Raw genomic sequence first — 26,762 nt, forward strand, 5'->3', positions numbered from 1 at the left:
CCTCCCGTGGCTGCAATCCTGCGGAAATACCTGGGTTCGTGAAACAGGCTCCTAGATAACCCGAAAAAGAAGAGTCAAAAAAAGAGGAGCGCCGCACCGAAGCGCGGCGCTCCCTCGTTCGATTTCCGGTGCAGGGGCTTACAGAACGATGACGTTCTGCGCCTTGGGGCCCTTCTCACCCTCGACCACGTCGAAGGTGACCTTCTGGCCCTCCTCCAGCGTCCGGTAACCGGTGCCGACGATCGCGGAGAAGTGGACGAACACGTCGCCCTGGCCATCGTCGCGGGTGATGAAGCCGTAACCCTTCTCCGCATTGAACCACTTGACTGTCCCGGTCAAACCGCGGATACCTCCGTACTGATGATGAGACTCGCTAGCCGGGATTGCTCCCGGGACCCCCTCGTTGCAGCGGGTGCCGGCCCCCGCGGCTCCGACGGCCGGGTCCAGGTCGCGACGGTGAAGCCCGATCGTCGAGACCGGCCTACCGAACGGCTAACTGGTCGTAGTCTACCACATCCCGCCGGTTCGCACTACACCATTTTTTAACCCGGCCGGTGGCGCGGCCCCGGGTTGACCGGTCAGTAGTGCCATCCCCAGTTGACCGGTCATCGGCGCGGCCCCAGGTTGACCACCCGGTGGCACGGCCCCGGGTCGACCGGCCGGCGGAGTGCCCGCGGTCTGGGCGCTGCCCTGCCGCCCGCCGGGCGGCGGCCCCCGAAGCACCCGGCGCGCCGCGGCGCCCGCGCAGGCCCGCGCCGGGGGACGGGCGGGCCGCAGGAACAGGCGCTACTGGGTCCGGCCGGGCAGGGGCTGGAGCGGCACGCCCCCCATCACCCGCAGGACCAAGGACGGCCCGCCGATGCGGTAAAGGTACCGCCACAGGGTGGCCGACTTGAGCACCCGGGCGGCGTGCCCCGTCACCCGGGTGCCGTTGCGCAACAGCCCCACCCCATCCCGCCGCCCCAGGCTGATCACCGTCCCCAGCAGGTGGGGGCGGAAGGGCGCCACCGGCTGGCCCTGCAGGCGGCGGCGCAAGGCCCGCCCCAGGTACTCCCCCTGCTGCAGGGCGATCTGGGCCGTCGGCGGCAGCGGCCGGCCGTCGTCACCGGGGAAGGCGGCCGCATCACCGGCCAGGTAGACGCCGTCGAACCCCTGGGCCGCCAGGTCGGGCCCCACCAGGCCCCGGCCCCGCTTGTCCACCCGGAACCCCGCCTGTTCGACCAGCCGGTGGGCGCGCACGCCGCCCGTCCAGATCACCGTACCCGCCTCCAGGCGGCGCCCGTCGGCCAGGACCACGTGGCGCGGCGTCACCTGGGCGATGGGCGTGCCGGTGATCACCCGCACCCCGACCCGCTCCAGGAACCGCGTCACGTAGCGGACCAGGACCGGGTCGAAGCCGGGCAACAGGGTGGGCGCCGCCTCCACCAGGTAGATCTCGATGGCCGCCGGCGCGACGCCCGTCTCCCGCGCCAGCTCGTCCCGCGCTTCGGCGAGCTCGGCGGCCAGTTCGACCCCGGTGTAGCCGCCGCCGCCAATGACGATGCGCCGGCCCTCGGGCCCCATCTGGCCGGCCGCGTAGCGCGCCAGCCGGTGCTCGACGGTGCTGCGGATGAGGGGCCCGGACGACAGGTCGCGGACCGTCAGCGCCCGTTCTTCCAGCCCGGCGATGCCGAAGTACAGCGGCTCGCTGCCCACCGCCACCACCAGCAGGTCGGCGTCCAGCCGGCGCCGGGCGCCCGTCGCCCGATCCTCCACCTCCACGGCCCGCTGGGCCGGATCGACGGCGACGGCCCGGCCCAGCCACAGGTGGACGTTGCGGGGCAGGTAGGGCCGCAGGGGCAGGGCGATGCGCTCCCGCTGGCGCGGCCGCGCCACGGGCTCGTGGAGCAGTGTTGTAAAGTAGTGATAAGGATAAGGGTTGACCAGGGTTACCCGTGCCGGCGCTCCCCGCAGCCCGCGGGCCACGGCGAAACCGGCGTAACCCGCGCCCAGAATCACCACATGGGGTGGGCCGTTTCGGGATGCCTCGGCCGGGCCCCGCGCCTGGTCGCCCACGGCAGTCCCTCCTTGCCCTTTTAGGGTTTCCCGTCCTGCGGCGCCGCCCCCGGAAAGGGGTTCCCGATGGCGGAGATCACCGTCACCCTGAACCATCCCACGGGCCTGCACGCGCGGCCGGCGGCCCTGTTCGTGCAGACGGCCAGCCGCTTCCGCAGCCAGATCGAGGTCCAGGCCAACGGCAAGACGGTCAACGCCAAGAGCATGATGGCCATCCTCAGCCTGGGGGCCCGCCAGGGCACGGCGTTGACCCTGCGCGCCGAGGGCGAGGACGCCGAGGCCGCCCTGGCCGCCCTCAAGGAACTGGTCGAGTCCAACTTCGGCGAAGGGTCGTGATGCCGTGCCGGACGAACGAGCCCCGTCGCCCCCGGCCGCCGGTACCGCCGGGGCCACCCCACCGGAGGACGCCACGGTGCCCGGCGCCACCCCCGCGGCCGGGGACGCCGTCTTCTCTGCCCAGACCAGTGCACCGGGCGAGCGGATCCTGGAGGGCATCGCCGCCGCACCCGGCCTGGCCCTGGGGCCGGCCTGGGTCTACCGCCCGCCCGATTTGACGGTGCCGGCGCCCGCCGCTCCCGTGGATCCCGAGGAGGAGCTGCGCCGCTGGGAAGCGGCGCGCCAGCATGTCCGCACCCGGCTGGCCGAGCTGGCGGAACGGGCACGCCGGCAGGCCGGCGAGGACGAGGCGGCGATCTTCGCCGCCCACCAGCTGCTAGTGGACGATCCGGAGCTGGATGGCCAGGTCCGGCAGGCCATCACCGCCGAGGGCCGGACCGCCGCCGCCGCCGTGGCCGGCGCCACCGAGGCCTTCGCCGCCATGCTGGAGCAGCTGGATGACGACTACCTGCGGGGCCGCGCCGCCGACATCCGCGACGTGGGCCGCCAGCTGCTGGCCGCCCTGCTGGGCGTCCCCCTAGACCTGGCGCCGGAGGAACCCAGCGTCATCGTGGCCCACGACCTGGCCCCCTCGGACACCGCCCGCTGGCCGCGGGAGAAGGTCCTCGGGCTGGTGACGGAGGCCGGCGGCGCCACCTCCCACGTGGCCATCCTGGCCCGGGGCGCGGGCGTGCCGGCGGTGGCCGGCGTTGCGGGCGTCCTGGAGGCCGTCGCGCCCGGCACCCGCCTGGTGGTGGACGGGAGCGCGGGGCGGGTCGTGGTCGACCCCAGCTCCCAGCGCCAGGAGGCGGTGCGGCAGGCCCTGGCGGCGCGGGCCGCCCGGGTGGAGGCCCTGGCCGCCCTGCGGGATCTTCCCGCCGTCACCCTGGACGGGCGGCGGATCGAACTGGCCGTCAACATCGGCAAGCCCGAGGACATCGCCGCCGCGGAACCCTTCGGTCCCGAGGGCGTGGGCCTGTTCCGCACCGAGTTCCTGTTCCTCGACCGCTCGCGGCCGCCCGGGGAGGAGGAGCAGTGGCAGGCCTACGTCGCCGCCGTCCGCGCCCTCAAGGGGCGGCGCCTGGTCCTGCGTACCCTGGACGTGGGCGCCGACAAGCGCCTGCCCTTCATCGACTGGCCGGAGGAGATGAACCCCGCCCTGGGCTGGCGCGGCGCCCGGCTGGGCCTGGAGCGGCCCGACCTTCTCCAAGCCCAGCTGCGGGCGGCCTTGCGGGCGGCGGCGGAAGGCCCTGTGAGCGTGATGTTCCCCATGGTCGCCACCGTCGACGAGGTCCGCCGCCTGCGCCGGGCCGTGGAAGAGGCAGCCGCCGGCCTGGAGCGGGACGGATTGCCCTGGGGGCGGGTGGAGGTGGGGATCATGGTGGAGACCCCGGCCGCCGCCCTGTCCGCCCGGGTCCTGGCCGCCGAGGTCGACTTCTTCTCCATCGGCACCAACGACCTCACCCAGTACACCCTGGCCGTCGACCGCACCAGCCAGCGGGTGGCCGCCCTCTACGACCCCCTGCACCCCGCCGTCCTGCGCCTGATCCTGGAGGTGGGGCGGGCGGCCGCGGCGGCCGGGATCTGGGCCGGGGTGTGCGGCGAGCTGGGCGGCGATCCCCTGGCCGCGCCCTTCCTGGTGGGGGCAGGCCTGCACGAGCTCAGCATGCACCCGCGGGCCCTGCCCGAGGTCAAGCGGGTGATCCGCGGGATCCGCTACGAAGAGGCCCGCGCCCTGGCGGACGAACTGGTCACCCTGGCCGGGGGCAGCGAGGTGCGCCGGCGCCTGCGGGCCTTCCTGGAGGAAGCGGGTCTGGACGTCGAAGGGTGACCCTGCGGGAGGTGAGACCATGGCCGGCCGGCGCCGGCGGGTCGTCATCGCCGGGGGCGGCTGGGGCGGCATCAAGGCGGCCCTGGAGCTGCGCGCCCGGCTGGATGGGGATGTGGAGGTCGTTCTGGTCGATCCGAACCCCACCTTCCGGCTGGGGTTCCGCAAGACGTGGCTCCTGGTCGGGAAGACCCGGCCGGGGGAGGCCACCCGCTCCAAGCACGCCCTGGCTTCGCGGGGGATCCGCTACCTGCAGGACCGGGTGACGGCCATCGACCCGGCCGGGGGCTGGGTCGACCTGGCAGAGGCGGGCCGCCTGGAATGGGACCACCTGGTGGTCGCCCTGGGCGCCCAGCCCCGGCCCGATCTGGTCCCGGGCTTCCAGGAGGCGCCCAACGCCTTCAACCTGTACGATCCCGACCAGGCCCTGGCGGCCAACCGGCACCTGGAGGCCATGGACGGCGGCCGCATCGTGGTGGCCATCCTGGGCCTGCCCTACAAGTGCCCGCCCGCGCCCTACGAGGCCGCCCTGCTGGTCGACGAGGCCCTGCGCCGCCGCGGCGCGGACCGGCGGCGCTTCGAGCTGGCCGTCTTCACCCCCCAGCCCGGCTCGTTGCCGGTGGCCGGGCCCGCGGGCTGCCAGGCCATCGAGTCGAGCCTGAGCCTGAGGCAGATCGCCTTCCACCCCAACCGCCGGTTCGTCCGGGTCGAGCCCGGCCACCTGGTCGACGCCGAGGGCCGGCGGGAACCCTTCGACCTGCTGCTGGGTGTGCCGCCCCACCGGATCCCGGCGGTGGCCGTGGAGGCGGGCCTGGCGCCGGCCGGCGGCTGGATCGCCGTCGACCCCGCCACCTTGCGCACATCCTTCCCCCGGGTCTACGCCATCGGCGACTGCACCCAGATCCTCATGGCCAACGGCCAGCCCTTACCCAAGGCCGGGGTGTTCGCCGAAGGGGAGGCGGTGGTGGTAGCTGCGGCCATCGCCGCCGACGAGAGGGGCGGCCCGGCGCCCGAACCCTACCGGGGGCAGGGGTACTGTTTCCTGGAGCTGGGCGGCGGGCTGGCGACCCTGGTGGAGGGCGAGTTCCTCGCCCGCCCGGCCCCCCAGGTGCAGGTGGCCACGCCGTCCCGGGAGCACCTGGACCGGAAGCTGGCCTTCGAGCGGGAGCGGCTGGAGGGCTGGTTCGGTCCGGAGGAACCGGCCGGCAGCGCCTGAGGCGGTGGCCCACCGGCAGGATCAGCGCCACCGGCGGGATCACCGCCACGGAGCCAGGCAGCCCCGCGAGGCCGCAAAGCGAGAGGATGCGCCTCACGACCGCAGCCCTTCAGGCGCCGCCCGGCCGTGCCGGCGGCCAAACCGGCCCCCGGCGAAACGGGCCCCCTTGGTACCGGCAAGGTTTCCGGCTAGAATACTTTGAGTACCGAAATATTTCGCAGGTGGCCCCTCGGCCGCCTGCGCCACCGGGTTGGAGGTCGACCCATGCCGGACCGGATGGCTTCCGCGGAGGCCCTGGCTTTCCCTGCGCCCGCTGGTGGGAATCTCTCCCGCCACGGGTTTTTCATTCTGCTGCTGACCATGTTCCTGACGGTGGCGGGCTTCGGCATCGTCCTGCCGGTGCTGCCCTACTTCGCCCGGCAGATGGGCGCCAGCAGCTTCGAGATGGGGCTGATGGTCTCCCTCTATGCCCTGGCCCAGTTCCTCTTCGCGCCCGTGTGGGGGTCGTTGTCGGACCGGATCGGCCGCAAGCCCGTGCTCATCCTGGGGATGACCGGGTTCGGCCTGTCCTTCACCGCCATGGCCTTCGTCCACTCGGTGGCCGCCCTGATCCTGGTCCGCTTCCTGGGCGGCATGCTGTCCTCCTCCACCTTCCCCGCCGCCCAGGCCCTGGTGGCGGACCTCACCCCGCCCGAACGGCGGGGCGGGGCCCTGGCCATGATGGGCGGCTCCAGCAACCTGGGGTTCGTCCTGGGGCCGCTGCTGGGCGTCCCCATCACCTCCCTGGGCTACGGCTTCCCGGGACTGGCCCTGACGGGCGGGATCGCCATCCTGCTGACGGCGGCCCTGGCCACCCTGGTCTTGCCGGCGCCACCGCCGCGGGCGGCGGCGGGCGGCCGGCGCCCGCCCCTGCTCCAGGCGCTGCGGCTGGCCGTGGCCAGCCCGGAGTCGCCCTGCTACTGGCTGGTTCTGGTGGCGGCCATGGCCGGCTCCAGCGTCTTCTCCATGCTGGGGTATTACCTGATGGAACGGATGGGGGCGCCCGAATCGGCGAACCAGCTGGCCTTCTCGGTGATGGGGATCGCGTCGGCCGTGGTGCAGTTCAGCGCCGTCGGGTGGGCGATGGCCCGCTGGGGTGAGACCCGGGTGGCCGGCACCGGCTACCTGGCGGGGATCCTGGCCTTCCTCCTCCTGCTGGAAGCCGGCCGGGTCTGGCAGGCGTGCGTGGCCGTGGCCGTCTGGGGCGTCGCCCTGGCGCTGATCCGCCCGCCGCTGACGACCCTGGTCTCGCGGCGCACCCGGCTGGGCCAGGGCACCGCCCTGGGCATCCAGGCCTCCTTCGAGAGCATGGGGCGGATGGCCGGTCCCCTGCTGGCGGGCTTCCTGTTCGGCCTCCAGCCGCGCCTGCCCTATGCCGTCGTGACGGTCCTGCTGGTGATCGCCCTGGTCTGGGGGGTGCGGGCCTTGCGCCGCCTGGAGTCGGGCGAGGCGGATGAACCGGGGACGCCCGGCGGCCGGGCGGCCGAGCCCCCTTCCGCCCAGGTCTCCCGCCAGCCCGCAGCGACGGGCGGTCCGGCCCGCCGGGATCCGGCGGTGCCGCCGCCCGCCCAGGGACGGCCCGCCCCCCGGCCGGGTCGCCAGCCGGCCGGCGTCCACCCCGGCGGGCCGGACCGGTAGCCGGGACGGGAGCCGGCCTGCCAGGCGTCGGAACCCGGCCTGCCGGGCGCTTCGACCCGGCTCCCGGCCCTGCCGGGCGGCCCGTTGCCGGCGGCGGGTCCCTGCCGGTTCCACCGTTTACGGCGGCGTACCGGGCCCGGAGGCGTACCGGCCCCGGCCCGGGATGGCCTGCTGGGGACCGCGAGGCCCCGCCCTGCCCTCGATGGCGAGGGGCACCCGAACCATCTCGTGTTCGAGTCAGGGCTCGCGAGCCAGGGCTCAAGTCAGGCCCCTGATGAGCTGGCGGTCCAGCCGCGCCCCGAACGCCCCGTCACGACCCCGCCGTCCCCCGCGCCGCCAGCCGGCTGTGGCCCGGCGGCGGGCCGAGCTCGTCCAGGATCGCCAGGGCTTCGGGAGCCCGCTCGTAGGCCAGCAGGATGCCGTCGGCATAGGCGTCCGCCACCCGCGCCGCCCGCAGCAGCGCCTTCCGGTCGACGTTCAACGCATAGAGCTCGACTACGAAGGGCGCCTCGCCCAGCAGGTCCCGGAACCCCCAGGCCAGGGTCTCCACCCAGTAGGTGGTGCTGTAGTGGAGGTCGTAGATGGGGACGACGAAGAAGTCCACCAGCGGCGCCAGCCGCTTCAGGTCGACGCCGAAGCGGAGGAACTGGTGGCCGGCGTAGGGGTCCGGGTACAGGGTCAGGGACACCGGCCGGTCCGTGAGCCGGCGGGCGCGCTGCACCGCCTCCTGGACGAACCCGGCGATGGTGGCCGCCCGCCACTCCGCCTCGTCCAGGCCCGAGGCGGCCCGGGCCTCCTGGCAGCGGGGGCAGCGGCAAAAACCCTCCCTGGGGAAGCTCACGGTGTCCAGGCGCAGGCCCGCCACCGGGGCCGCGGCGGCCCGTTCCACCAGATCCAGCAGGCTGCGGCGGTAGCCGGCCTCGCTGGGGCAGACCCAATCCCAGTCGAAGTAGGGCGTCCCCCGGACCGCCCGCAGGCCCTCGGGCCCCACGGCCGCCAGGGCCGGATCCCGTTCCACCGCCCGGTTGTCGCCGAAGCAGCTGATCATGTTGTGGGCGCCGGGGACCGGCGGCTCGGTGCGGCCGAGGACGCTCTTGATCTCGTAGAAGACCTGATAGGCCCCAGGGTGGGCCGGCCCCTGCCCGGCCGGCATGGTCCGGCCGTCACCCGGCGCCGCCGGCGGCAAGAGCCCCCGCTCCCGCAGGGCGTCCAGGTCCCTGGGATTGTACGTGACGATGCCGCGCATCCGGTTCCCCCCATCCCCTCCCGGCCGCCCGCGACCCGGCGCCGGCGCCCGGAGCCCGTGCCCGGAGGCCGGCCTCCTAGACGTTGAACCGGAACAGGATCACGTCGCCGTCCTGAACCACGTAGTCCCGCCCCTCCAGGCGCAGCAGGCCCGCCTCGCGGACGGCGGCCATGGATCCCAGGCGGATCAGGTCCTCGTAGGCCACCACCTCCGCCCGGATGAAGCCACGCTCGATGTCGGAGTGGATCTTCCCCGCCGCCTGCCGGGCCGTGGTGCCGCGCCGGATGGGCCAGGCCCGGACCTCCTCTTCCCCGGCGGTGAAGAAGCTGATCAGGCCGCTGGCGTCGTAGGCCGCCCGGGCCAGCCGGGCAACGCCGGGCTCCGTGATGCCGTACTCGGCCATGAAGGCCTCCCGCTCGGCCGCGGGCAGCTCGGCGATGTCGGCTTCGACGGGGCCGCAGAAGGTGATCAGCGGCTCGTTCCACCCCGCGGCCACCTCCCGCAGGCCGGCTTCCCCGGGGAAGGTGCCCGCCCCCAGCTGGGCCTCGTCCACGTTGACCGCCAGGACCAGGGGCTTGAGGGTCAAAAGGCCGAACCCCCGGACGAGGCGCAGGTCCTCATCCGTCCATTCCAGTTCCCGCAGGGGCCGTTCCTGCTCCAGGGTCTCCTGCAGCAGGGGCAGGCGCTCCAGCAGGGCCTGGTCGTCGGGGCGCCGCTTGCGGGCCGGGGTCGCCTCCAGCCGCTGGCGGGCGTTCTCCACCACCGCCAGGTCGTTGAGGATCAGCTCGTCGCGGATCAGGCGGGCGTCCCGCAGGGGATCGACCGTCCCCAGCACGTGGGGCAGGGCGTCGCCGGTGAAGGCGCGGACCACGTGCACCAGCACGTCGGCCCCGCGCACCGCCTCCAGGAACCGGTTCCAGCGGGCCCGGTCCTCGCCGGGCACGGCGCCGGGGATGTCGGTCACCCGCATGGTGGCCGGGGTGATCTTGCGCGGCTGGTACAGCGCCGCCAGGCGGTCGAGGCGGGGATCGGGGATGCTGGCCATGCCGACGGTGGCCTGGCCGGGGCCGCCCCGGCCCTCACCCGCCAGCAGGCGAAAGAGCAAGGACTTCCCCACCTGGGGAAGGCCGATCAAGCCGATGTCCACGGGATGGCCTCCTCGCCGGTCTTGGGATGGGGTCCTGGGCCTAGCGCCCGCCGGCGGCGATGGCGGCGATGCGCACGGCGGGTGTCCCGCCCTGGGCCGGTTCCTCCGTGAAGGTCACGGTGACGCGGGTGGCGTCGCCCCGGGTGACCACCAGGGGTCCGCGCTCGTAACTGCCCCCGGCGGCGTCGACCCGCCAGCCCTGGCCCAAGGGCTGCTGGGCCAGCAGCTGCCGTCCGGCCGCCACCACCTGGGGATCCTCGCCCGCCACCAGGCGCCGGGCGTCGTTCAGGAGCCCCCGGCTCACCAGGGTAATGAAGGCGTCCAGCACGCTCAAGGGCTGGTCCACGGGCTGGGTGGACACCAGCCGGTAGGCCTGGCCGTCCCAGGACCAGCGCTGGACCCAGAGGGCGGCCACCGGACCGTCGGGCGTCACCAGGGCGGGCGCCGTCCCCACGGCCCGCGTGGAGACGGTGACGTCGAGCCGGCGCCCCCCGGCCCCCACCTGCACCTGGCGGACGCTCACCCCGTCGGACGAACCGGCCCCCAGGGCCGCAACCCGGGCCGGGCTCCGGCCCGGCGCCGGGCCGCCCAGCCCCCAGACGGGCTGCCAGGAGGCGCCGGTCCGTTCCAGCAGGGTGAGGCGCAGTTCCCGGGGACCGCCGCTGGGGGTGTGCTCGGTGATGAGGAGGAGCCGCGGCACCCCGCCGGCGGGCAGCAGCCACGCGTCCTTGACGACGGCCGACAGGCCCAGGCCCCAGGCGCCCGCCGTGGCCGGGCCGCCCTCCTGGTCCCCGGCCGGCCCCGCGGCCTGGGCGCCCGCGACGGCGCTGGCGGCGGCCAGGGCCGGCCCGCCCGCGGCGGCCGGGCTCATAGAGCCCGTCGCCGTCCGGCCTTCCCGCTCGTCGACCACCTGGACCTGGACGCCGGGGTCGCGGGTCCAGGTGGCGATCAGGTGGCCCACCGTCTCGGGGTAGCGGGGGCCGAAGGCGACCACCAGGACGGCCCGCACCCCGCCGGCCGCGACGGCCCCCTGAGCCTTGGCCGATGGGACCTTTTCGCCGGCAGGCGGGCCATCCCCGCCCGGGGCCGGGCCCGGCGAGGAGGCCTGGGAATCGCCCGCCGCCGCGGCCACGCCGCCCGCCGGCTCGCCCGGCGGGACGTGGGCCGCCACCACGTTGACGAAGGGCATCTCCGGTGTTTCCAGCTCCAGTTCCAGGGCGGCGAGATCGCCGGCCAGGCGGGCGGGGTCCAGCCGCTCCATCCGGTAGAGCATCTGCTGCACTGCCCGGGCGAAGGCGTCGCCCCGGACCGCCGCCGGGGCCGGGCCGGCGGCCGGTTCCACCCCGCTGCGCAGGGCCTGGTACCCGAAGGGCAGCATCAAGCAGAGGGCGAGCAACCCGGCCCCGATCCGCCGCCGGGTGCCCTGGCGAGCCGCCGGTGCCGGCCTCCGCCCCGTTGTGCTGCGGGATGGGGACGGCTGTGCCGCCGGCCCCTGGTCCGCAACGGCCGGCGCTCCCCGGCGATCCCGCAGGTTCCGGGCCTGCCCGTTCCATGGCGCGTTCATACCGAGAGCTTAACATTTTTGCAATCATTTCGTCATCTTCGGTCAAGGTCCCAAAAGCGGGAAGGGCCGGTGAACCGGGGCAACGGGCGGGATCTTCGGGGGATGGGTGGCAAGGAGGCGCAAAGGGCTCCGAAAGGGATCAAGCGCGGCCGCTGTCGAGGGCCGGCGAGAGTCAGCGGCCTCCGGCGGGGGCCGGCAATGGCCGTCGGGAGCCGGCGAGAGCTGGCGGGGGCTGGCGAGAGCCACCGGGAAGAGCCACCTGGAGCCGGCGGGAACCAGGGGGAGCCGGGCACCCGGTGTGGCGGGAGCCGCCGGGGGCGAAATCGCGGGAGCTCCCGCCCGGCCGGGGCCGGGGGCCCGGGACTCGGGCCGGGGTCAGGACCAGGCGGCCGGGAACCCCTCGCCCATCACCTCCGCCGCATCGGTGACGGCGACGAAGGCCTGGGGGTCGATCTCCCGGATCAGCTGCTTGAGCCGCGCCAGTTCCCGCCGGTTCAGCACCACCAGGACGACGGCCCGTTCCTCCCCGGTCCAGGCCCCCGTCGCCCGCAGCAGGGTCGCCCCCCGACCGAGCCGGGTGTTGACCGCCTGGGCCACCTCCCGGGGTCGGTTGGTGACGATCCAGGCGCTCTTGGCGCGCAGGGGACCTTCCTGGACCACGTCGGCAATCCGGCCGCCCAGGAAGGTGACCAGGATCGAGTAGAGGGCGGTGTCGGCACCCAGGGTCAGGGCAAAGGCCGCCAGGACCAGGCTGTCGAAGACCAGGAAGGTCTCGGCGATGCCGATGCCATACCGCTCCTTGAGGAACCGGGCCACGATGTCGATGCCACCGCTGGACGCCCCGGCCCGGAACAGCAGGCCGATCCCCGTGCCGATGAAGGCGCCGCCGTAGAGGCTGGCCAGCAGGGGCTCGTCGACGCGGAAGGCGACCCCCTCCGTCAGCCGCAGGGCCAGGGAGACCAGCAGGGTGGCCAGCCCCGTCCGCAGGATGAACCGGCGGCCGATAGCCCGCCAACCGAAGGCGAAGAGGGGCAGGTTCAGCAGGAGGTAGAGCAGCGAGACGGGCAGGCCCGTGGCGTAGTGGAGGAGCAGGGACACGCCGCTCAGCCCGCCCTCGCCCAGCCGGGCCGGCACCAGGAAGCCGTTGATGCCCAGGCTGAAGAGCAGGGCCCCGGCCGCAAACAGGGACGCCGGTGCGGCCCATGCCCCCGGGACGAACCGGCCCGGCGCCCGCCCGCCCCCCGGTGGCGCCTGCGGGGCGCCTCCCTCCGGCGGCCGGCCGCCGCTGGCGCCCGTTGGCTCCGGCCCGCCCCGGCGGCGGCCCGCCGCCCCGGCGCGGCCACCCGCGGCCTCCGAGCCGCCCCGTGCCTTCACCCGCCTCGCCTCCCGCCGGATCCCAGCCCACCCCGTCCCGTCCGGCCCCGCCGCCCCGGCGCCTCCACCGGGCCGCGGCATGGGCCCTGCAACGGGTGGACTGGCCCTGCGGCCGGGGGCCCCGGATCCGCGCCGGCGCCCCCGGCCACGCCGCCTCTCAGTCATTCCATTCGATGAAGATCGCGTCGCCCTCCAGGCGGACGGGATAGGTTCGCAAGGGCACCACCGCCGGCAGCGCCCGCACCGCCCCGGTCCGCACGTCGAACCGGGCGCCGTGGCGCGGGCAGATGCAGACATAGCCCTCAAGGCCGCCCTCGCTGAGCGACGCCTGGGCATGGGTGCAGGTGTCGTCGGTCACGTAGATCTCGCCGCCCTCGGTGTGCCAGACGGCCACCGGATGGCCGTCCACCTCCACCTTGATGCCCGTCCCCGCGGGAACCTGGTCCCGGTTTGCCACGTGCCGCCACGCCATCCAGGGTCCCTCCCCGCACGCGAAGGCCGGTGGCCGCGGGCCACCGGCCTTCGCCGGTTCGTCCGTCCAGGGGGTGGAACAGGCCGCCGCCGGGATCAGCCGACGGAGCCCTCCATCTCCAGCTGGATCAAGCGGTTCATCTCGATGGCGTACTCCATCGGCAGTTCCTTGGTGAAGGGCTCGATGAAGCCGCTGACGATCATCGTCGTCGCCGTCTGCTCGTCGATGCCGCGGCTCATCAGGTAGAAGAGCTGCTCCTCGCTGACCTTGGACACCGTCGCCTCGTGCTGGATGGTGACGCTGTCCTCGTTGATCTCGATGTAGGGGAAGGTGTCAGTCTTCGAGTAGGGGTCCAGGATCAGCGCGTCACACTGGACGTTGACCTTGGCCCGCTCGGCCCCCTCGTGGACCTGCACCAGGCCCCGGTAGGTCTGGATGCCGCCGTCCTTGCAGATGCCCTTGGACACCACGGTGGACGACGTGTCGGGCGCCACGTGGATCACCTTGCTGCCCGCGTCCTGGTGCTGGCCGCGGCCGGCAAAGGCGATGGAGAGGATGTCGGCCTTGGCGCCCCGGCCCAGCAGGTACACGCTGGGGTACTTCATGGTGACCTTGGAGCCGATGTTGCCGTCGACCCACTCCATGGTCGCCTCTTCGTAGGCCACGGCCCGCTTGGTCACCAGGTTGTAGACGTTGTGGGACCAGTTCTGGATCGTGGTGTAGCGGCAGCGGCCGCCCTTCTTGACGATGATCTCCACCACCGCCGAGTGCAGCGAATCGGTGGAGTAGATGGGCGCCGTGCAGCCCTCGACGTAGTGGACGAAGGCGCCCTCGTCGACGATGATCAGCGTCCGCTCGAACTGGCCCACGTTCTGGGCGTTGATGCGGAAGTAGGCCTGGAGCGGGATCTCCACCCGGACGCCCGGCGGCACGTAGATGAAGCTACCGCCCGACCAGACCGCCGTGTTGAGGGCGGCGAACTTGTTGTCCTCCGCCGGCACCACCGTGCCGAAATACTCCCGCACCAGGTCGGGGTACTCCTTGACGGCGGTGTCCGTGTCGCAGAAGATCACGCCCTGCTTCTCCAGGTCTTCCCGGATGCTGTGGTAGACGACCTCCGACTCGTACTGGGCGCTGACCCCGGCCAGGAACTTGCGCTCCGCCTCGGGGATGCCCAGCCGGTCGAAGGTCTTCTTGATGTAGTCCGGCACCTCGTCCCAGCTGCGGCCCTGGCGCTCCGCGGGCTTGATGTAGTAGTGGATGTCCTCGAAGCGCAGGTCCGACAGATCGGGACCCCACGTCGGCATCGGCTTCTTCTGGAAGACCTCGAAGGCCTTGAGGCGGATCTCCCGCATCCACTCGGGCTCGTCCTTGTAATGGGAGATGCTCTCCACGATCTCCCGCGTCAAGCCCTTGGGCGACTTGAAGACGTAGTTCTCCGGGTCGTGGAAGCCATACTTGTAGTCGCGGCCGAGTTCGACCAGTTCCTTGGCCACCCAGCTCACCTCCGGGCGTGGCCCCGTGGGCGATGGCGGACCGACCGGCCATGGCGTCCATGGGGGGTTTTTGCGAATCTATCCTTATTTGGTTCTGGTCTAAGGTTACCCACGGGCCTCCGCCGCTGTCAACCGCAGCCGGGTGGGGCGCGCCGGCCCGAGCCGGCACCGTCCCGCCCCGGCCGGCCCCGGCCCGCCGGGGCCGGCGGGGGCCGGCGTCAGCCGCGCTTGAGGTCGACCAGCGGGACCCCCTGGCGGCAAAGGGGGCAGGCATCGGGCTCGTAGGCCGCCACGGTCCGGGCGAGCAGGCTGATGAAGGGCACGCCGAAGTCCACCGCCCCGCCGCTGCGGTCGACCACGGCCCCGACGGCCACCACCCGGCCGCCGGCCGCCGCCACGGCCGCCATCGTCTTGCGCACCGAGCCGCCCGTGGTCACGGCATCCTCCACCACCAGCACCGGCTCGCCCGGCGCCAGGCGGAAGCCCCGCTTCAGGGCCATGCTCCCCCCCGGTTCCTTTTCGGCGAAGAGGGAGCGGGCGCCGAGGCAGCGGGCGACGGCGTGGGCCAGAAGAACGCCGCCCATGGCCGGCCCCACCACCGCCCCCACCGGGGCGCCGGCCCCCAGCGCCTTCCGCACGGCGGCCGCCAGGGCCGCCCCCACCTCCTCCAGCACCGCGGGGTCCTGAAAGGCCTGGGCCAGCAGGAAGAACTCGTCGCTGTGCAGCCCGGTGGTCAGGCGGAAGTGGCCGCGCCGGTGGGCGCCGGTTTGCTCTAGCAAACCCGCGATCCGCTGCTCGAGCCCGCCCGGGAGCCCCTGCCCTGGCGGCGCCGCGGCCTGCGGCCCGGAAACCCGCGCCTGGGCCAGGGGTTGCTCTCGCAAACCCGGGGCCGCGGCGGCGACCGCGGCCGTTGCCGCATCGGCCCGAGGAGCTGCGGCGTCCGGGCGGGAGGGCGAAGTGTCCGGCCGGGGGGGCTGGGTGTCCGGCCCCCTGGCACCGTCCGCCTCCCGGTGCGCGCCCCCAGCCGCCGGGCCGGCCCCCTGCACCTGGGCCGCGATGGCTTCCAGCGCCGCGACTGGGTCGGCGGCCGCCGTCACCGGCCGCCCCACCACCAGGTAGTCCGCCCCTGCCGCCACCGCCTCCGCCGGCGTGGCGACCCGCCGCTGGTCCCCGGCCGGCGCGCCAGCGGGGCGAATGCCCGGCGTGACCAGCACCAGGCCCGTCCCCACCGCCGCCCGCACGGCGGCCAGGTCCACGGGCGCGCACACGACCCCGTCGAGCCCCCACTCCAGGGCCTGGCGGGCTCGCCGCATCACCTCAGCGGCCAGGGAGAAGCCTGGGCCGGACGCTGCGCCCGCGGCCTCCCGGAAAGCCGGTTCGTCCAGGCTGGTTAAGACCGTCACGCCCACCACCAGCGGGCGCGGGCAGCCGGCGGCGGCCGCCCCCTCGGCTGCCCCCTCCAGGGCCGCCCGCACCATGTCCCGGCCGCCGGGGACGTGGACGGTGATCATCCAGGCGCCGCGGGCCGCCAGGGCCCGGGCCGCCCGGAAGACCGTGTGGGGGATGTCGTGCAGCTTGGCGTCGGCGAACACCCGCACGCCCCGGCCCACCAGCCGGTCGATCCAGCCGGGCCCCAGGGCGTACAGCATCTCCAGGCCGACCTTGAAGGCGCATCCGGTCGGGGCCAGCCCATCCACCAGCCGCGCCGCCCGGTCCGCGTCGGCCACGTCCAGGGCCACGATGAGCCGGCCGGCCGCTTCGGCCGCCGGGGAGGCCGCTCCGGCAGCCGCGCCAGCAGGCCCCCCGACAGCCGGCAGGGCCGGCCCCTTGACCTCGTCCGTCACCAGCCTTCCTCTCCCTCCTGGGGGGTTTTGGGCTCCCGGGGGGCCTTTGGCAGGGGCTGCGGCGCCTTCTCCGGGCCGGCCCCCGCGGTGCCGTGGGCGCGGCCGGTCAGCGCGGCCGCCGGCAGGCCCTTGGCCTCCAGGATGGCCGCCAGTTCGTCCAGCACCCGAACCGGCGCCAGGGGGTCGACCAGGGCCGCCGTCCCCACCGCCACGGCCGCGGCGCCGGCCAGCATCAGCTCGGCGGCGTCGCGCCCCGACGTGACGCCGCCCATGCCCAGGATCGGCACCCGCAGGCTCCGGTAGACCTCCCAGATCCAGTAGACGGCCACAGGCCGGATGGCGGGTCCCGAGAGTCCCCCGCCCACGGTGGCCAGGGCCGGGCGCTCGGCCTCCACGTCGACGGCCGCACCCTTGAGGGTATTGATCAGCGACAGCCCGTCCGCCCCCGCCTCGACGACGGCGGCCGCCACCTCCAGCAGGCGCCCGCCCTCCGGGGACAGCTTGACCAGCAGGGGGCGCCAAGTCACCCGCCGCACCGCCTGCACCAGCTGGGCCGCCACCTGGGGGTCGCGGCCGAACTCCAGGCCCCCCGCCTTGACGTTGGGGCAGGACAGGTTGAGCTCCAGGGCGTCGACCCCGGCGGCGTCCAGCTGCCGGGCGACGGCCACGTATTCCTCCGCCGTCTTGCCGACCACGTTGGCGATGACCGGCACGTCGAACCGCCGCAGCCACGGCAGGTCGTGCTGGACGAACCGGTCCACCCCCGGGTTCTGCAGCCCGATGGCGTTGAGCATGCCGGCCGGCGTCTCCACGGCCCGGGGCGGCGGGTTGCCGGGCCAGGGTTCCAGGCTCAGCCCCTTGACCGTCACCGCGCCGAGCCGGTCCAGGGGGTAGAAGGCCGCCGCCTCCCGACCGTACCCGAAGGTGCCGGCCGCGGTGACGATGGGATTCTTCAGGGTGAGGGGGCCCAGGCGCACCGCCAGACTCATTCCAGGACCACCTCGCTGGCCGGGAACCAGCGCCCTTCCCGGCAGGCCCGCACATACCGCAGCGAGCCGGCGGGATCCCGCAAGGGGACGGCGCAGCCCAGGCAGGTGCCGTAGCCGCAGGGCATGTAGGCGTCGACCAGCAGGTACCCTTCCGCGCCCGTGCGCGCCAGGGCGGCCTGGACCTGGCGGAGGAAGGGCGGCGGGCCCGCGGCCACCACCCGGGCGACCGGCCCCGGTGCGGCCGCCCGGGGGGCCGTGGCCGGCGCGGCGCCCCGGGAGCCCCCCGGCGCCGCCGCCGGCAGGGAGAGCCAGTCCGGGGCCGGAGCGGGCTTCAGCGGGATCAGCGGGGGTGCCGGTGGGGCCAGTTCGTCCCAGAGGCGGGTCAGGGCCTCCGGCACAGACGCGCCTTGCGCCGCCGCGCCTTGCACCGCCCCTACGCCTTGCGCCGCCGCCGCGCCTTCCGCCGTCGCCGCGCCTGGCGCCGCCGGATCATCCCCCCCAGTGCTTCTCCCCGGCACGGCGCAGAGGACCGAGACTGGCACCCCGCCGGCCCAGGCCGCCGCAGCCAGAGACCGCAAGGCCAGGACCTGCCAGCCGGGGGCGATGAGCCACAGGGGACGGGCCCCGCCGGCCTGCGCCCGGGTCCAGTCCGCCGGCGCCGGCCGGCCCAGCGGCCCCAGCACCAGGAGCTCGGTCCCCGGCGGCGCCGCCGCCAGGGCCGTGGTGGCCGGCCCGATCACCCGGTAGACCAGGGCGATGCGGCCGCCGGGGCCATCCACCCCGGCCACAGAAAAGGGGCGGCCCAGGAAGGGCCGCCCCGCACCGGGGGCCGGATCGGGCGCCGGCCCCCGCACGTGGACCATGACGAATTGCAGCGGTGCGGCCCGGCGGGCCAGATCGGGCGCCTCCAGCCAGGTGGCCACGACCCCCGGCGCCACGGAGCGGCTGGTGACCACCCGCGCCAGGGTGCGCAAAGGCTCCGGCCCGGCGCCATCAGACGCCGCCGCTCCCAGCCCGCCGCCGGCCCCAGCCGCGCCGCCCAGGAACGTGCCCAGGAACGGCCCGCCGCAACCGGCCATCACCGCTCCCTCCCCGCCGGGAAGGCCACCGCCCGGTCCCCGGCCGCGCCGGCCGGGGTCGCCGCCGGGGCCCCGGCGCTGCCCACGGCTTCACCGGCCCGCCCTTCCGGGCCCGGCACCATCCCCCGGGGATGGCGGGCGGCGGGCCGGAGGACCGTCCCGTGATCCCCCGCCCCGTCCCCGCCGTGCCGGTCCGGCGCCCCCGCCGCTCCGGGGTCCTGGGCCGGGTGGCCCCCCGTTTCCGTCACCGGCGGCAGGTCCTGCAGGGCCCGCACCTGGGCGGCCAGGGCCCGCCGGTCGGGGTGGTGCATCAGCACCTCCACCAGGGCGGCCGCCGTGTCCAGGGAGGTCAGGCAGGGAATCCCCCGCTCCACCGCCGCCCGGCGGATGCGGAACCCGTCCCGCTCCGGGCGCCGCCCCACCGTCAGGGTGTTGATCACCAGCCGCACCCGGCCGTCCCGCAGGGCTTCCAGCAAGGGAGCGCGGGAGGAGGCGGCGCCGCCGTTACCTCCGTCGCCCGCCGAGATCTTGGGCAGCACCGTAACCTCTAGGCCCGCCGCGCCCAGGGCGGCCGCCGTGCCCGGCGTGGCGTACAGCCGGTAGCCCGCGGCCGCCAGGCGCCGGCCCAGTTCCACCGCCGCCGGCTTGTCGGGGTCCGCCACCGTCAGCAGGATCCCCTGGCCCGGCGCGGGCAGGCGCAGCCCCGCCGCCAGGAGCCCGCGGGCCAGCGCCCCCTCCAGGGTGGTGTCGACGCCCATCACCTCGCCGGTGGACTGCATCTCCGGCCCCAGGGAGGGGTCGACGCCCGGCAGCTTGTTCCACGAGAACACCGGCAGCTTGACGGCCACGTGCTCCGGCGGCGGCAGCAGGCCCGTGCGCCAGCCCCGGCCGGCCAAGCGCTCCCCCATGGCCGCCCGGGTGGCCAGCTCCGCCAGGGGCACGCCGGTCGCCTTGGTGATGAAGGGCACCGTCCGGCTGGCCCGGGGGTTGACCTCCAGCACGTAGAGCTCCCGGCCGTCCCAGACGAACTGGAGGTTGATCACGCCCCGCACCTCCAGGGCCCGCGCCAGGGCGACGGTGGCCGCCTCCACCTGGGCCAGGACCGCCGCCGGCACCCCCGGCGCCGGCACCACGGCGATGGAGTCGCCGGAGTGGACCCCGGCCCGCTCGATGTGGCGCATCACCGCGGGGATCACCACCGTCTCCCCGTCGGCCACGGCGTCGACCTCCAGCTCCATCCCGGCGATGTAGCGGTCGACCCACACCGGCCGGTCGCCCGCCACCCGGGCGGCGGAGGCCAGGTAGGCGGCCAGTTCCTCCGGCGAGGAGGCCACCTGCATGGCCCGCCCGCCCAGGACGTAGGACGGCCGCACGATCACGGGATAGCCGATGGCCTCGGCCGCGGCCAGGGCCTCCTCCACCGACCGGGCCGCCGCTCCCGGCGGCCGCTGCAGCCCCAGCCGGGCCAGCAGCCGGTCGAAGCGCTCGCGGCTTTCCGCCGTGTCCACGGCCTCCGGCGAGGTCCCCAGGATCCGCACCCCGGCCGCGGCCAGGGGCGCCACCAGGTTGACCGCCGTCTGGCCGCCGAACTGGGCCAGGACCCCCACCGGCCGCTCCAGGTCCAGCACGTGGCGTACATCCTCCGGCGTCAGGGGCTCGAAGTAGAGCCGGTCCGCCGTGTCGAAGTCGGTGCTCACCGTCTCCGGGTTGTTGTTGACGATCACCGCCCGGTACCCCATGGCCCGCAGGGTCCGGACCGCGTGGACGGCGCTGTAGTCGAACTCGATGCCCTGGCTGATGCGGATGGGCCCCGCCCCCAGCACCACCACCACCGGCCGGTCGCCGTCCTCCGCCTTGCGGGGTCCGGCCTCGTCGGCCTCGCCGTGGGTGGAGTAGAAGTAGGGGGTCAGGGCGTCGAACTCGGCGGCGCAGGTGTCGACCATCTTGTACCCGGGCCGCAGGCCGGCCTCGAGCCGCGCCCGCCGCACCGCCTCCTCGGACGAACCGGCCAGCTCGGCGATGCGCCGGTCGGTCAGCCCGAGGCGCTTGGCCTCAAGCAGCAGTGCCGGCGGGATCCGGGCCGGGACGGAACCGGCCGCGGAGGAACCGGCCCGGGCGGCCGCGCCCCGGTCCGCAACGGGCGCGGCCGGTGCCGCGGGTCCGGGCACCGGCACCGCACCGGTGCAGGCGCCGGCGGCCGGGCCGCCGCCTGCCCGCCGCCCCACCTCCCGCAGCCGCTCCTCCAGGGCCACCACCCGGGCGATGCGGTGCAGGAAGAACCGGTCGATCCCCGTCCACCGGTGGAGCTCCTCCACGCTGCGGCCGCGGCGCAGCGCCTCGGCCAGCAAGAACAGCCGGCGGTCGTCGCCCTGGCGGATGGCCGCCTCCAGGGCCGGTTCGTCCAGGTCGCGGGCCTCGGGCCACTCCAGGCAGTCGACGCCGATCTCCAGCGAGCGCACCGCCTTGAGCAGCGCCCCTTCGAAGCTGCGGTCGATGGCCATGACCTCGCCCGTCGCCTTCATCTGGGTGCCCAGCCGCCGGTCGGCGGTGGCGAACTTGTCGAAGGGCCAGCGGGGGATCTTGACCACCACGTAGTCCAGGGCCGGCTCGAAGAGGGCGGAGGTGCCCGTGATGGGGTTGCGGATCTCGTCCAGCCGGCGGCCGAGGGCCACCCGCGCCGCCACCTTGGCGATGGGGTAGCCCGTGGCCTTGGACGCCAGAGCGCTGGAGCGGCTGACCCGCGGGTTGACCTCGATGACCCGGTACGCGGCGCCGTCGGGCCGCAGCGCCAGCTGGACGTTGCAGCCCCCTTCCACGCCGATGGCGTCGACGATGCGCAGGGACGCCGAGCGCAGGCGCTGCAGCTGCCGGTCGGTCAGGGTCAGGGCCGGGGCCACCACGATGCTGTCGCCGGTGTGGACGCCCACGGGGTCCACGTTCTCCATGCTGCAGATGGCGATGGCGTTGCCCGCCCCGTCCCGGATGACCTCGAACTCGATCTCCTTCCAGCCCAGCAGGCTCTCCTCCAGGAGGACCTGGCCGATGGGGCTGGCCGCCAGGCCGCGGTCGATCAGGGCCTCCAGCTCCCGCTCGTCCCGGGCGATGCCGCCGCCGGTGCCGCCCAGGGTGTAGCCGGGCCGGGCGATGACGGGGAAGCCGACCCGGCGGGCGAAGGCCAGGGCCTCGGCGAAGGACCGGACGATGGTGCTCTGGGGCACCGGCTCGCCGATGGACAGCATGAGCTGCTTGAAGGCATCGCGGTCTTCCGCCCGCTGGATCGCCTCGGGCGGGGTGCCCAGGAGCCGCACCCCGTACCGCTCCAGCACCCCCGACCGCACCAGCTCCATGGCCAGGTTGAGGCCCACCTGGCCGCCCAGGGTGGGCAGCAGGGCGTCGGGCCGCTCCTTGCGGATCACCGCCTCGGCGAACTCCGCCGTCAAGGGTTCCACGTAGATCCGGTCGGCGGTGCCGGGGTCCGTCATCACCGTGGCGGGGTTGGAATTGAGCAGCACCACCTCCAGGCCCTCTTCCTTGAGGGCGCGGCACGCCTGGGTGCCGGAGTAGTCGAACTCCGCCGCCTGGCCGATGATGATGGGCCCCGAGCCGATCACCAGGACCTTGCGCACGCCGGCGGGCTCAGTCACCGGCCAGCCCCCCTTCCCCGGCCACCGCCGCCGCGACCCGGGGCGACGGGCCCTGGGGCGCGCCCAGGCGCCGGCCCGCGCCCGTCACCTGCTGGAGGAACTCGGCCAGCAGCGGCGCCGCATCCCGGGGCCCCGGCGCCGCCTCGGGGTGGAACTGGAGCCCCCGGACCGGCAGATCCGGATGGCAGAGTCCCTCCACGGTGCCGTCGTTGAGGTTCACGTGGGTGACCACCAGGCCCGCCGCCTCGAGGGTATCGGCGTCCAGGGCGTAGCCGTGGTTCTGGGAGGTCATGAACACCCGCCCGTCGCCCCGGCCCGATCCCGGCCAGGCCGCCGCGGCGATCTCCTTCACCGGGTGGTTGGCGCCGCGGTGGCCGAAGGGCAGCTTGTAGGCCCGGCCGCCGAAGGCGAGCCCCAGCAGCTGGTGCCCCAGGCAGATGCCGAAGGTGGGCACCGCCTCCGCCACCCGGCGCACGGTGTCCAGCACCGCGCCCAGATCCCGGGGATCGCCGGGCCCGTTGGACAGGATCACCGCCTCCGGCGCCAGGGCCAGGATCTCGGCGGCCGGGGTCCGGGCCGGTACCACCGTGACCCGCCACCCCTGGGCCACCAGGGCGCGGAGGATGTTGCGCTTGACGCCGAAGTCCACCAGGACGGCGTGGTGCCGGGCGGCGGCCCGCGCCGCCGGTTCGACCGGGGTCCAACCGCCCGGGGCCGGGTTCCCGCCGCCGGCGGGAGCTCCCTGGCCGGAGCCGGCGCCGCCGGTTCGCGGCGGTTCCAGCCGGTACGGCCGGCGGGTGCCCGCCTCCAGGGCGGACGGTGGCCGCCAGGCCGATGCCTGGGCCACCAGCTGGGCCAGGGGGGCCTCCAGGTCGGTGGTCAGCACGCCCCGCAGGGTCCCGCGGCGGCGCAGGTGCAGGGTCAGGGCCCGGGTGTCGAAGCCGTCGGCCGCCGGTACCCCGGCCCGGGCCAGGTGGGTCGCCAGGGGGTGGAGACCCACCGCCGCCGCGTCGAACAGCTCGCGGGCGATCAGGGCCGTGACCCGCGGCCCGGCCGACTCGTCCTCGCCCTCATGGACGCCGTAGTTGCCGATCAGCGGATAGGTCAGCACGACGATCTGCCCGTCGTAGGAGGGGTCGGAGAGCAGCTCCTGGTACCCCGTCATGCTGGTGTTGAAGACCACCTCGCCGGTGACCGACCACCGGCCCGCGGCCGGGGGCCGCCCGCCGGCGGCACCGGCCCCGCCGGCGCGGCCGGCCGCCGCGCCGAGGGCACGGGCTTGGCCGCCGCCCACCGGCCCGCCGGCATCGGCGCAATCCGCAAGATCGTCGCCAGCGGCGGGATCGGGGTGCACGGCGCGACCGGCGGGATCACCTTGACCGGCGGGATCACCCGGGGCCGCCACCACCCGCCCAAGCCACTGGGTCCCGTCTTCCAGCACCAGGCGCGCGGGGACCCCCACCCGGTCGGGGCCAGCGGCCAGCCGGTCGGGGCCGGTGGCCAGGGGGTTGGGGAACGACGGCTCGGCGGGCTTCGGGTTCACTGGTTCCATGCTTCCGGCCTCCTTCGCCGGCGACGGCCCAGGCCAGGGCCTGCGGCCGTCGGCTGGGCGGGCCGGCCCCTGCGCAACGGTTTGCAAGGCGTTGCAAGAGGTGCTTTGAGGCCGGCCGCCCGCTGGGGACTGCATAAATATACACGTAGTCGTTAACATTATACAACCCCCCTGGCTCGTGCCCCGCGGCGGCCGCCGTCCGGGCGGTCCGGCCGGCCGGCGGGCCCCTCCACCGCGGCGCCGGTTCCACTGCCCGGCGCCGGCAGAGCCAGAACCTCCGGGGCCGGATAGCCCTCCAGGCGGAAGACCATCCGCCCGCCCACCAGGGTGCCGACGGCCCGCCCGCGCAAGGTCCACCCGGCGAAGGGCGTGTTGCGCCCCAGGCTGAAGAACCGGTCCGGTTCCACCACCCAGCGGTGCTGGGGATCGATCAGGGTGACGTCGGCCGGGGCGCCGGGCCGCAGGCTGCCCCCGGGGACCCCGAGGATGTGGGCGGGCCCGCGGGCCATCAGGTCGATCAACCGGGAGGGGGAGAGGACGCCGGGCACCAGGTGGGTGAGGAGCAGCCCCAGGGCCGTCTCCAGCCCGACCACGCCGAAGGCCGCCTCGGGGAAGGGGCCGTCCTTGTCCAGGTCGTGGTGGGGCGCGTGGTCGGTGGCGATGGCATCCACCAGGCCGCCCGCCACCGCCTCCAGCAGGGCCTCCCGGTCCCGGCGGGAGCGCAGGGGCGGGTTCATCTTCCAGTGGGGGTGGAACCCGGCCGCCGCCACGTCCTCGTCGCACAGCAGCAGGTGGTGGGGCGTGACCTCCACCGTCACCGGGATGCCCCGCGCCTTGCCCCAGCGCACCAGCTCCAGCGTCGCCGCGGCGCTGGCGTGGAGCACGTGCAGGCGCGCCCCGGCCCGCTCGGCCAGCAAGAGGTCCCGGGCCACCATGACCGCCTCGGCGGTGTCGGGGATGCCGGGCATCCCGGCGGCCGCCGCCACGGCCCCAGCATGCATCGCGCCGCCGGCGCTCAGCTCCGGTTCCTCCGCGTGGACCAGCACCGGCAGCCCGGCCGCCGCCGCGCCCTCCAGCACCCGGGCCATGACCCCGGCCCGGGCGATGGGCCGGCCGTCGTCGGTGACGGCCACCGCCCCCGCCGCCTTTAGGGCGGCGTACGGGGTGGGTTCCTCCCCGGCCAGGCCGCGGGTGGCCGCGGCAACCACGTGGACCCGCACCGGCGCCTCGGCGGCCGCCTTGTAGGCCAGCCACTCGACCCGGATGGCGTCGTCCAGGGGAGGCCGGGTGTTGGGCATGCAGGCCACGGCCGTGAATCCCCCGGCCGCCGCGGCGGCGCCGCCCGTCGCCAGGGTCTCCTTATGGGTCTCGCCCGGCGTGCGCAGGTGAACGTGGGGGTCGATCAGGCCGGGGACCACCCAGAGCCCGCGGGCGTCGAGGATGGAGAGCCGGCCCGGGGACGAGGGTGCCGCCGCGGCGTCGGACAGAGCGGGCGCAGGGGCAGAGGAGGCCACGGTCGCACCATGGCCCGCCCCGAACCCGGCGCTGCTTCCGCCCATGGCGGGCCCGGCAGCGGGCGCCTGGGGTGCCGCGGCGGGCCCGCGGGACGCCAGCGCGGGCGCCCCGGGCCCGTTCACCCGCACCGCCGAAGCCGCATCGGGTAGGGGCGGCCCGGCGTAAACGATGCGATCGCTTTCGATCACCAAGTCGCCGGGGCCGTCCAAGCCCTGGCTCGGGTCGATCAGTCGCCCGCCGCGGATCCAGAGGCGGTTCACCGACCGCTCCGGGTGCATCACCGCACGCTCACCTCCCCTGCCGGTCGCGCGCAGACGCGGGCGGCGTCGGCGGCCCAGGGCGTGCCGCCGGCGGCCCGTCCGACCCGATCGGCAGGCCCGGCCCGTTCTACCCAATCGGTGGCGCCCGCCCGCTCGACCGCCCCGGCGGCACCAGCTGGTTCGACCCGCCCGGCGGGACCGGGCGGGGTCGCCGGCCCGCCCAGCGCCCATTCGAGCACCGCCATCCGCGCGGCGACGCCGCAGGTGACCTGCTCTTCGATGACGCAGCGCGGGTCCTCCATGAGCTCGGGGTCGAGCTCGATGCCCCGGTTCACGGGGCCCGGGTGCATCAGGATGGCGCCGGGCCGGGCCCACGCCAGCTGCCGCGGGCCGATGCCCCAGCCGCGCCGGTACTCGCCCAGGTCGGGCAGCACCCCGCCCAGCCGCTCCCGCTGGATGCGCAGGGCCATCACCACGTCGGCATCGGCCAGAGCTTCGTCGAGCCGGGCCGTCACCGTCACGCCCGGGCGGGGTGGCGCCGAAGGTAAGAGGCCCGGCGGCCCGCAGAGCCACACCTCGGCCCCCAGGCGGCTGAGGAGCAGCGCGTTGGAGCGCGCCACCCGGCTGTGGCGCACGTCGCCCACGATGGCCACCTTCAGCCCCGCCAGCCGCCCCTTGTGCCGGAGGATGGTCAGGGCATCGAGCAGGGCCTGGGTGGGATGCTCGCCGGTACCGTCGCCGGCATTGATGACGGGAACGTCCAGCACCGACGCGGCATAGGTCGCCGCGCCGGTGACCGGGTGGCGCAGGATCACGGCGTCGAAGCCCACGGCCGCACAGGTGCGGAGCGTGTCCCGCAGGCTCTCGCCCTTCTGCACGCTGCTGCGGCCAACGGGCAGGTCGAAGGTGGCGGCCCCCAGAAGGTGGGCCGCCACGTGGAAGGACTGGCTGGTCCGGGTGCTGTTCTCGTAGAACAGGGTGACGACCCGCCGGCCCTGAAGGGGAGCGGGGTCAAGACCCGCACCCCTGGGGGCCTCGAGCGTAGCCATCATCCGGACGGCTCTGGCGAGAAGGTCTTCCAGCTCAGGGTCGGTCAGGGCGGCGATGCCTGTGAGCGAGCGGGGACGCGAGATGTCGTGGGGCCGGGGCGGGGTCCCCGGCGGCGCAGGCGGGACGCCGGGCTGTGCGGCCGGGAGGCCCGACGTGTCGGCCGACGCGTGCGTTCTTGACCCGCCATGGCTTTGCGGCTGGGGATGAACCGGCGAGGACGAGGGGATCGGAACGGGAAGAGGAAGGGGAACGGGCCACGTTGCGCGGGCGGCTCCGCCCACGGCGTGCGGCGGGGTCGCCGCGGGGCTCACGGACTGGGGCGTCGTCCCGGTCAGCACGGTCTCGCCTCCAGATCGCCCCGTCCCGCAGGCACAAAAAA

19 protein-coding genes are annotated in these 26,762 nt (G+C 75.1%); 4 read left to right on the top strand and 15 right to left on the bottom strand.

Features of this window, described 5'->3' with window-relative positions:
- Positions 1 to 138: 138 nt before the first annotated feature.
- Together ACYQ02_RS08715 and ACYQ02_RS08720 are read right to left on the bottom strand one after the other, a co-directional pair.
- Entirely contained in the window at positions 139 to 339 is a 201-nt protein-coding gene (locus ACYQ02_RS08715; RefSeq protein WP_135224299.1) for a cold-shock protein, read from the bottom strand.
- A 447-nt stretch (positions 340 to 786) separates the two neighbouring features.
- A complete protein-coding gene (locus ACYQ02_RS08720; protein WP_460040055.1) occupies positions 787 to 2,055 on the bottom strand; it encodes an NAD(P)/FAD-dependent oxidoreductase in 1,269 nt (422 codons plus the stop codon).
- A gap of 66 nt (positions 2,056 to 2,121) precedes the next feature.
- Between ACYQ02_RS08720 and ACYQ02_RS08725 the strand changes: the two genes are divergently transcribed.
- The 4 genes from ACYQ02_RS08725 (at position 2,122) to ACYQ02_RS08740 (ending at position 7,151) form a co-directional block, all read left to right on the top strand.
- Positions 2,122 to 2,391, top strand: a complete 270-nt coding sequence (locus ACYQ02_RS08725) for an HPr family phosphocarrier protein (protein ID WP_460040056.1) — start codon at positions 2,122 to 2,124, stop codon at positions 2,389 to 2,391.
- Positions 2,392 to 2,395: 4 nt separating this feature from the next.
- Entirely contained in the window at positions 2,396 to 4,261 is a 1,866-nt protein-coding gene (gene ptsP, locus ACYQ02_RS08730; RefSeq protein ID WP_460040057.1) for a phosphoenolpyruvate--protein phosphotransferase, read from the top strand.
- 19 nt (positions 4,262 to 4,280) lie between these two features.
- Complete coding sequence (locus tag ACYQ02_RS08735) at positions 4,281 to 5,474, top strand: NAD(P)/FAD-dependent oxidoreductase (protein ID WP_460040058.1); 1,194 nt, start codon at positions 4,281 to 4,283, stop codon at positions 5,472 to 5,474.
- A gap of 264 nt (positions 5,475 to 5,738) precedes the next feature.
- Positions 5,739 to 7,151: an MFS transporter gene (locus ACYQ02_RS08740; RefSeq protein ID WP_460040059.1), complete on the top strand. Its 1,413-nt coding sequence runs from the start codon at positions 5,739 to 5,741 to the stop codon at positions 7,149 to 7,151.
- A 310-nt stretch (positions 7,152 to 7,461) separates the two neighbouring features.
- Here ACYQ02_RS08740 and ACYQ02_RS08745 read toward each other — a convergent pair whose 3' ends face one another.
- The 13 genes from ACYQ02_RS08745 to ACYQ02_RS08805 form a co-directional block, all read right to left on the bottom strand.
- Positions 7,462 to 8,397 (bottom strand): hypothetical protein, encoded by a 936-nt coding sequence (locus tag ACYQ02_RS08745; protein WP_460040060.1) that lies wholly within the window; start codon positions 8,395 to 8,397, stop codon positions 7,462 to 7,464.
- A 76-nt stretch (positions 8,398 to 8,473) separates the two neighbouring features.
- A complete protein-coding gene (gene ychF, locus ACYQ02_RS08750) occupies positions 8,474 to 9,544 on the bottom strand; it encodes a redox-regulated ATPase YchF (protein ID WP_460040061.1) in 1,071 nt (356 codons plus the stop codon).
- A 40-nt stretch (positions 9,545 to 9,584) separates the two neighbouring features.
- Positions 9,585 to 10,925 carry a hypothetical protein gene (locus tag ACYQ02_RS08755; RefSeq protein WP_460040062.1) on the bottom strand — a complete coding sequence of 447 codons (1,341 nt, stop codon included), beginning with the start codon at positions 10,923 to 10,925 and terminating at the stop codon, positions 9,585 to 9,587.
- 558 nt (positions 10,926 to 11,483) lie between these two features.
- Positions 11,484 to 12,482 (bottom strand): YitT family protein, encoded by a 999-nt coding sequence (locus ACYQ02_RS08760; protein ID WP_460040063.1) that lies wholly within the window; start codon positions 12,480 to 12,482, stop codon positions 11,484 to 11,486.
- Between the two features lie 157 nt (positions 12,483 to 12,639).
- Positions 12,640 to 12,954, bottom strand: coding sequence for a non-heme iron oxygenase ferredoxin subunit (locus ACYQ02_RS08765; RefSeq protein ID WP_460040064.1), 315 nt, complete (start codon positions 12,952 to 12,954; stop codon positions 12,640 to 12,642).
- Positions 12,955 to 13,049: 95 nt separating this feature from the next.
- On the bottom strand, positions 13,050 to 14,450 hold the full coding sequence (sufB, locus tag ACYQ02_RS08770; RefSeq protein ID WP_460040065.1) for a Fe-S cluster assembly protein SufB: 1,401 nt from the start codon (positions 14,448 to 14,450) through the stop codon (positions 13,050 to 13,052).
- Between the two features lie 218 nt (positions 14,451 to 14,668).
- The gene (gene pyrF, locus ACYQ02_RS08775; protein ID WP_460040066.1) at positions 14,669 to 16,294 is read right to left on the bottom strand and encodes an orotidine-5'-phosphate decarboxylase; all 1,626 of its coding nucleotides are present in this window, start codon (positions 16,292 to 16,294) and stop codon (positions 14,669 to 14,671) included.
- Positions 16,291 to 17,283 (bottom strand): dihydroorotate dehydrogenase, encoded by a 993-nt coding sequence (locus ACYQ02_RS08780; RefSeq protein ID WP_460040067.1) that lies wholly within the window; start codon positions 17,281 to 17,283, stop codon positions 16,291 to 16,293. Before ACYQ02_RS08780 ends, pyrF begins: the two co-directional genes overlap by 4 nt.
- On the bottom strand, positions 17,280 to 18,362 hold the full coding sequence (locus ACYQ02_RS08785) for an iron-sulfur cluster-binding protein (RefSeq protein ID WP_460040068.1): 1,083 nt from the start codon (positions 18,360 to 18,362) through the stop codon (positions 17,280 to 17,282). The genes ACYQ02_RS08780 and ACYQ02_RS08785 overlap by 4 nt, the downstream gene beginning before the upstream one ends.
- Positions 18,362 to 22,006: a carbamoyl-phosphate synthase large subunit gene (carB, locus tag ACYQ02_RS08790; RefSeq protein WP_460040069.1), complete on the bottom strand. Its 3,645-nt coding sequence runs from the start codon at positions 22,004 to 22,006 to the stop codon at positions 18,362 to 18,364. Before carB ends, ACYQ02_RS08785 begins: the two co-directional genes overlap by 1 nt.
- The gene (carA, locus tag ACYQ02_RS08795) at positions 21,999 to 23,558 is read right to left on the bottom strand and encodes a glutamine-hydrolyzing carbamoyl-phosphate synthase small subunit (RefSeq protein ID WP_460040070.1); all 1,560 of its coding nucleotides are present in this window, start codon (positions 23,556 to 23,558) and stop codon (positions 21,999 to 22,001) included. The genes carB and carA overlap by 8 nt, the downstream gene beginning before the upstream one ends.
- 158 nt (positions 23,559 to 23,716) lie before the next feature.
- On the bottom strand, positions 23,717 to 25,351 hold the full coding sequence (locus tag ACYQ02_RS08800) for a dihydroorotase (RefSeq protein ID WP_460040337.1): 1,635 nt from the start codon (positions 25,349 to 25,351) through the stop codon (positions 23,717 to 23,719).
- Positions 25,351 to 26,721: an aspartate carbamoyltransferase catalytic subunit gene (locus tag ACYQ02_RS08805; protein WP_460040071.1), complete on the bottom strand. Its 1,371-nt coding sequence runs from the start codon at positions 26,719 to 26,721 to the stop codon at positions 25,351 to 25,353. The genes ACYQ02_RS08800 and ACYQ02_RS08805 overlap by 1 nt, the downstream gene beginning before the upstream one ends.
- Between the last annotated feature and the right edge of the window lie 41 nt (positions 26,722 to 26,762).

Source organism: Thermaerobacter litoralis (assembly GCF_054654595.1).